Here is a 7,434-nt window from a genome sequence, read left to right as displayed (position 1 = left end):
GCAGACAAGAGGTGCCGATGACTTCGGCGCTGATTGCCAGCAGCAGCAACGTCCAGGGATTGCTCATGCGCACTGGTGCCGCTCCTTAGGATTGTGGCAACGACGCTTTCTGGACCCGAGACGGGATTCCGCCGCTGCATGACCGACGCCCCCGTCTCACGGATCCGCAACTTCTGCATCATTGCCCACATCGACCACGGCAAGTCGACCCTGGCCGACCGGTTGCTGCAAGACACGGGCACCGTGGCCAACAGGGATATGCAGGAGCAGTTCCTGGACAACATGGATCTGGAACGGGAGCGGGGGATCACGATCAAGCTTCAGGCCGCCCGGATGAATTACACCGCGGCTGATGGCGAGGAGTACGTCCTCAACTTGATCGACACCCCTGGCCACGTCGACTTCTCTTATGAGGTGAGCCGCAGCCTGCAGGCCTGCGAAGGTGCGTTGTTGGTGGTGGATGCCAGTCAGGGCGTGGAGGCCCAGACCCTGGCCAATGTCTATCTCGCGCTGGACAACGATCTCGAGATCATCCCGGTTCTCAACAAGATCGATCTTCCTGGTGCGGATCCCGATCGAATCAAGGAAGAGGTTGAGGCCATTATCGGCCTCGATTGCAGCAATGCCATCTCCTGCTCGGCCAAGACCGGCTTGGGTGTGCCCGAAATCCTGCAGGCCGTGGTCGACCGGGTGCCGCCGCCGAAGGATGCGGTGGAAGAACCCACCAAGGCCCTGATCTTCGATTCCTATTACGACCCCTATCGGGGTGTGATCGTTTATTTCCGGGTGATGAGTGGCCGGATCAACTGCAAAGACAAAGTGCTGTTGATGGCCAGCAAGAAGACCTATGAGCTCGATGAGATCGGGATCATGGCGCCGGATCAGAAGAAGGTGGATGAGCTCCACGCTGGTGAGGTGGGCTATCTCGCGGCCTCGATCAAGGCGGTGGCTGATGCCCGGGTCGGCGACACGATCACCCTGGTGAATGCGCCGGCGGATGAGGCCTTACCCGGATACACCGAGGCCAAGCCGATGGTGTTTTGCGGCCTGTTCCCCACTGAGGCGGATCAGTACCCAGACCTGCGTGATGCTCTCGACAAACTGCAGCTGTCTGATGCAGCGCTGAAGTACGAGCCTGAAACCAGCAGTGCCATGGGCTTCGGTTTCCGCTGCGGCTTCCTTGGCCTGCTCCACATGGAGATCGTGCAGGAGCGGCTTGAGCGCGAATACGACCTCGATCTGATCGTCACCGCGCCATCGGTGATCTACAAGGTGAACATGATCGATGGTTCAGAGGTGATGGTGGACAACCCCGCCACACTTCCCGATCCGCAAAAGCGTGAGTCGATCGAAGAGCCCTACGTGAAGATGGAGATCTATGCACCGAATGAATACAACGGTGCCTTGATGGGCCTCTGCCAGGAACGGCGCGGTGAGTACATCGATATGAAATACATCACCACCGATCGGGTGACGTTGATCTACGAGTTGCCGCTGGCGGAAGTGGTGACCGACTTCTTCGATCAGATGAAGACGCGTACCCAGGGCTATGCCTCGATGGAATACAGCTTGATTGGTTATCGCAAGAATCAGTTGGTGCGCCTTGATGTGCTGATCAATGGCGAGCGAGCTGACGCCCTCACCACGATCGTCCACCAAGACAAGGCCTACAACGTGGGCAAGGCATTGGTGGAGAAACTCAAGGAGCTGATTCCCCGCCAGCAGTTCAAGATTCCGATTCAGGCTTCCATTGGTAGCCGGATTATTGCCTCTACTAGCATCAGTGCCATCCGCAAGGATGTGCTTGCAAAGTGCTACGGCGGTGATATTTCACGGAAGAAGAAACTGCTGAAGAAGCAGGCCAAAGGCAAGAAGCGAATGAAGGCTATGGGCAAGGTGGATGTGCCGCAGGAGGCCTTCATGGCGGTGCTCAAGCTGAATGATGGTGGTAGCTAACATCTAATGCGTTAATCACAGTCAATCAAGACTTGTTTTCTAGATCCTGCTTGCAGTGATCGAATGTGGAACTTGGGTTTGATGAATCACAGCTATCAGTATTATTGCCATGCCCGTTGTTGCTCATTATTTTTTGGGTATCTACAAGGTTGTGTTTTCCTCCTGTTTCGCTAGATAGATGTTCCATCCAGTTTGATTCCAGGTCGATTGCAATGGTGTGAATTTTCATTTTATTGCGGCTTGGCCTCTCTTTGTTTTGGTTGATGTAGTAGGTAGCGATGCGGTCCCAGTCGTTATAACTTGTTTGTGTTGTAGTCCAGCATTTTTCTCCCCACCAACGTCTCGGCCAACGTGTGGAGTAATTGATTGGATCATCATTCTTCCACCATCGTGTTTTGCACCGATTGCCGGATATATCCCATGCTGCAAAGAGTTCTGGGTAAACCGATCTTCTACTTTCAGGTTTCGATTGATTGCTTACGTTGAATTTGGGCTCACCATCGGAGAGTAGGAATAGTGTTGTGGTCTCATGATCATCAAGAGCGTTATCCATTCCATCCCAAGGCTCAGTCCAGCCTTCTGGTTGAATGCTCTCGATCAGCATCTCTGCATCAGCTAGAGCTCCTTCTCTACCAATCACAACAAGTTGATTGTCATTCCCACTGTCTGTATCACCGTAAGTCCAAACCATGTGATTGCGGCCTTCACGGTGGCTAAAAAAGCTGATTCCTACTTTCGTGTATGGGGCAATATTTTTCAGGTCGGTTAAGATCTGTACGAGTTCGTTTTTTACTGACTCCATCCGTGTTTTTTTGCAAGCACCGTTGGCTGTAATCATGCATTCGCGCATTGAGCCAGATGCATCAACAACAAAACGTACAGTATTGCCAATCTTTGCATTGAAGTAAACCCCATTTAGAGTTAATCCATCGAGATTTTTGCGTACCAAACGCTTGTCTGCACGTGCAAATGCTGTCATGTAAATCTTTTGATTTGAATTCTTCGTGGCCATAAAACTCATGTCCACTAGATTGCCTGGATCTTCATCCTCTGTGCTTAGCGCAGGGTCTTCAAAGGCCAAGACTTTTCGATTATGGTCAGTTTTGAATCGAATTGCTGGTTCTTGGAATGTTCGATAAGGCGTAAAAGCATCTGGCTCTGATGAATTATTTGCTGATATAAAATCAACATCTAGATCAGCCAATATTTCTGCCTTTAATTTCATTCTTTCTTCTTTGGTGGCCTCGTCAACTGTCTTTAAGGCTTCGCAGCTGTTTTCATTTTTGAGGCAATATAGAGGGGCAATGTCATCTAAAACTAAACTGATATATGGTGATGCTGTCTTGTCATACTGTCCATTGATATCAAGTGGCAAGCCACAACGAACAAGCGCATATCCGTAACTATCTCCGCCACGAAGGCGTGAGTAGTTTGTGCTAAGTCCATAAACGATAGGATTCGCTAGTTCTACCATCTTAATTCCAAAAACAACCTTAAAAAATCTTCCATCTTCTGTCGCTTTGTTTTCGCAGTAGCTCACGATGCCATCATCAGGGGTAATCGTTCCCTCTAAATTACTGACGTGATTTGCTAAATTACTTTCAGGTAAATGACTTGGTGTCTCACCAAACACAAGCAGATTCATACTTCTCTCAACTTCTGATCGCAATAATTTAATTCCGTTGACTGAATTTTGTCTTGCATTGGCTTTCTCTGCTGAGTTACTAATAGCTCCAGACATGCTCCTCAGGGCGACACCACTGCCTGTTATGAGCAACGATCCTGCTAATACAGCCATCATAAATTCAGGCAGTGTAAAGCCTGAACTAGAATGATTCTTGGATTGTGCGACATGCTTCGCGGTGTGCATTGTCGGTACTTCCGTCTACTAATATTCTCTTTCCTCCCTTATTCTTGTATATAAGAAAAGGGAAGGAAATTGATTAGAATAATCTGAGGATGTATACATCAGCGTGTTTCGCAACGTCCACTCTCCCAGTCCCCCATCCTGCTTAGGCCATTGGGACTAAATTCAACACATCGTATTGGCAGCTCTGGTTGAAGCGAGGCATGTTGTTTCGCGCGAACTAGGATGACGAGGGACCCACCGTCATCGGATGTGCCTGGTGGTGAAATGCTGAATTGAGAGCGTGAGAATGAGAGTTCCACATACTCCGTGCCAGGACCTTGTTCGCTATCCAGGAATCTAAATCTTTGATTGATCATTGGGTCGTCCGAGCAGTTCAGACGGTCTTTCTTCTCATCTGTTGTGAGTTTTGCTACCTCGATTGTCGTTTCAGGAGATTTGAATTTGGATATTGATGTTGGCCCCACTGTTGTTAATGCATCGCTGGGAAAATTCATTTCGCAGCCTGTCTTCACAACTGCTTGCTTCATCCGTAGAGCTTGCAACCCTGCCTCTATACGCAGAACGTAGTTGTTCAATGATTGTCGTATGAGTTGTCTGCGTAAATTGGGAATGCTCCATCCAATGGCAACACTAATTAAGATGACTACAATCAAGCATTCAACCAAGGTAAAACCTTTGCTATGTTTATGGTGACTGTCTAAATTCATTTCAAGGCGATACTCCGAGGTCGAGACAGTCGGCAGCAAAAGTCGGATTCAACTCAAGGACTCTTCGTTCGATACCAACTGAATTCTCTGGCCCATCAAAGCCGTACTCTATTCTCATAATCCCTGGATTGATTGTCGATACACTTATTGTGCGATTGATACTCTTCGGTGGATCTACAAAATATTCCGTACTGTTGTTTTCTATTTGTTCTTTTGCATATTGGGCAGGATTACTGCAAGCCGTTTGTTGATCACCAAATATCTTGACAACTTCCCATGTAAGACGTGAGTCTTGCTGTTGTATTTTTTGCATATTATCCATGATTCTGCTCTCAAGTCTGTTTCGTAATTCTTGATTGCTTCCACTTGTCATGGCTGCCTGTGTAAAGCGCCCTACGGATGTCATGACAAACAGCAGTATCACGCCAGCTATCAAGACTTCGACGAGACCAAAGCCATCGGCTTCGATCATTGATAGATCACGTCTTGCAACTTTTGATGAGCTGTCCAATAACATCTCACGTCTCTACTGAGCTAATGTTCCTTCCTCTAGTATCTTTGATTTTTTTCTCCTTGGATGAGTGTTCCATGAGTCTCGCCAGTGAGTTATCAAAGTTTTTCGCAGGATATAAGTGTACTTTCTAGAATTTCTCGAACAGATCCATTCCGGACCCACGAATACCTCGAATTGTCTGTCGACCATTTCCACCCCATAAATTATTTTCTCGCCATTTCCAAGCTTTTTCGGTGTCTTGAATAACTTCTGCTGAATCAATGATCAATTTATTGTTGTTCCCACAAATATTCTGTGCCCAGATCAGTCCTCGTATAGATGCATCTTGGTCGATACTTACAGTCCCACTTTGGAGGGTAAGGAGTGCTGCAGGAAGATTCTGTCTGCCAAAGCTCAATCTGCCTTGCGTTGAACTACACCCATTCTGATAGTCTCCATCGTTTGGTCCATTTACGATGACTAGATGCTCTGCTTTATTATTGCATTCAGAAGAATTTGTGTTCACTCCGCAAAGCATGCTGCCATCTTTGAGTGCAATAGAGCCGGTGCTAATTGATGAAGGTGACGGTGCACTTGTGTTTGGGGAAAGCAGATGAATAACAATCGGTCGCTCTTCATTTTCGATTAAAAGTTTTGTGTTATTGAGGTTAAGATATTCGATATTGATATGACAAGGAGATCCTGGCTCGCCTTCATCGCATAGGCCATTCTCTTTTAAGATGATTGTGTTGTTGGAACTATCTTGAATGATAGAACCTGTCGAAGACGCACTGATAAAGCTGTCATTTGATGTTTGACTTTCCTTCCGAACGCAGGCAATTTCGGCACAATTGCTACCACGATCGAGAAGGCCAGAGTCATCAAAACTCCATACCCTGATTTCGTTGTCTACTGCATCGTCCTGCCGTTGCTGCTCATAAAGGACTGGGCCTGGAATACCCCTCTCTCTAACCGGCCAAATCAAAGGAGATGTAGAGCCATATACATTAAAAGCTATATCATTTTCTAATGATTGTTGGTTACAATTTTTTTCCCAAAACTCGCTCTTATTTACTAAAATAATTCCCTCTCCTTTGATTTCTAGTCTTTCGATATCTTTGAATAATGTAGCATTGACTATTGCCCAGTCTGCGTTGGTGGCGACAACAAACTTGATATCTAGTGAACGTGTCAGAAGTGTACGAGCTAAAACTGCATCCTCTCGTTTGATTAGCCCCTCAATGCTGAATACTCCAGTCGCTTGGTCGCTAGCAAAACTGCTGTCAAATTCTCTCAGTCTGTAGTAAGCCATAACAGGTTTGCTTCCGTCATCGCGTAGTGTGAATTCGGCATCTGAAGTGTTATTTGCTAAAGGTAGTAAATCAATTGGCCAAATCTTTCCTTTCTCTGGATGTTCGGGCAATGCGGCGCTTCCTAGGGTTGGTGTGCATATTTCTTCTAGTTCGATTGCCTTTGATGTTTCTGTATTGTTAATATTTATCCATTGCAGATCGCCTTTTGGGAAATTATCTACTTCGTAGAGATATCCTTTGTATTGTGTTGGGGAAGGATTATTGAGTTGGCTCAGGATATGGTTAAATCCACTGATCGCAGCATTTTCTGCCATTTGTTGATAGCTTGCAAATGCTCCCACCTTTCTCTCTACAAGTTTTCTTACCAAGAGTGCACTTGATCCTGTGATTAGTAGGAAGCCCATCAGTAGAACAAGTACTAATGCAATGCCTTGTTCGCCTTCTTGGTGCATCTGCATCAATTTTTTGAACGCTTGAGGATATTTCATTTGCAAATCAGATCGCTCGTTTCCACTTTGGTGGATGTCTTCGAATGAACGATCCCTAACTTGACATCGCTTGCTCCAGTGCTGAGGTCTATGCATCCAAGAACATTTCTTTCTGGGCTTTGTGACACAGTCGACTCGAGAATGAAATAGTTCTCATCCGTAAGATCGCCAATTCGTCTTGTAGAATAGTTTCCATCGGACAGAGCTATTTCTTTCTCAAGACTGCCTTCATCATCTGAAATGGGGCCTGATATTGTCATGATAACGGCTTGGTTGCTGAGGTCTTTCCATGTTTTAGGGGGTAAGCCAATTTCTTCTTTGGAGCTGATTATTCGTATCAAGAGTTGCTCCATGGACGCTGCCATGCTGTTTTGTTTGGTCCGCTCCATTTGGTTTGAATAATTTGGGATTGCTATCGCACTTAAAATGCCAACGATGCTCACAGCTGCCATAAGTTCGGTCAGGGAGAATCCGTTGATGTTTCTTTTAGGCGTCTTCATGACTTAGTTATGATCTTATTAGTCTGGCACCTTGTTGCTGGTTCTTCCTTGGAGATTAGTGAGTGTTGATTGAAGGATCTCTATATTTCTAAGTGTTGCGATTGGTA

General features: G+C 46.5%; 6 protein-coding genes. 1 reads left to right on the top strand and 5 read right to left on the bottom strand.

Annotated features, from left to right (window positions below):
• Positions 1-138 precede the first annotated feature (138 nt).
• Positions 139-1,956, top strand: a complete 1,818-nt coding sequence (gene lepA / locus DXY30_RS00760; RefSeq protein WP_115092953.1) for a translation elongation factor 4 — start codon at positions 139-141, stop codon at positions 1,954-1,956.
• Between the two features lie 25 nt (positions 1,957-1,981).
• Here lepA and DXY30_RS13455 read toward each other — a convergent pair whose 3' ends face one another.
• The 5 genes from DXY30_RS13455 to DXY30_RS00735 all read right to left on the bottom strand — a co-directional run bounded on the left by DXY30_RS13455 (position 1,982) and on the right by DXY30_RS00735 (position 7,327).
• Complete coding sequence (locus DXY30_RS13455) at positions 1,982-3,754, bottom strand: hypothetical protein (RefSeq protein WP_206749514.1); 1,773 nt, start codon at positions 3,752-3,754, stop codon at positions 1,982-1,984.
• Between the two features lie 170 nt (positions 3,755-3,924).
• The gene (locus DXY30_RS00750) at positions 3,925-4,572 is read right to left on the bottom strand and encodes a Tfp pilus assembly protein FimT/FimU (protein ID WP_137006756.1); all 648 of its coding nucleotides are present in this window, start codon (positions 4,570-4,572) and stop codon (positions 3,925-3,927) included.
• Positions 4,535-5,050 (bottom strand): hypothetical protein, encoded by a 516-nt coding sequence (locus DXY30_RS00745; RefSeq protein WP_170951069.1) that lies wholly within the window; start codon positions 5,048-5,050, stop codon positions 4,535-4,537. The genes DXY30_RS00750 and DXY30_RS00745 overlap by 38 nt, the downstream gene beginning before the upstream one ends.
• A 124-nt stretch (positions 5,051-5,174) precedes the next feature.
• Positions 5,175-6,827 carry a hypothetical protein gene (locus DXY30_RS00740; protein WP_115092949.1) on the bottom strand — a complete coding sequence of 551 codons (1,653 nt, stop codon included), beginning with the start codon at positions 6,825-6,827 and terminating at the stop codon, positions 5,175-5,177.
• Complete coding sequence (locus DXY30_RS00735) at positions 6,824-7,327, bottom strand: type IV pilin protein (protein ID WP_115092948.1); 504 nt, start codon at positions 7,325-7,327, stop codon at positions 6,824-6,826. Before DXY30_RS00735 ends, DXY30_RS00740 begins: the two co-directional genes overlap by 4 nt.
• Positions 7,328-7,434: the final 107 nt, after the last annotated feature.

The sequence above is a fragment of the Synechococcus sp. UW106 genome (assembly GCF_900474015.1).
In the GTDB taxonomy this organism is placed as follows: Bacteria; Cyanobacteriota; Cyanobacteriia; order PCC-6307; family Cyanobiaceae; genus Parasynechococcus.
The sequence above is the reverse complement of the archived record's forward strand: the minus strand, read 5'-3'. Positions and strand labels throughout refer to the sequence as shown.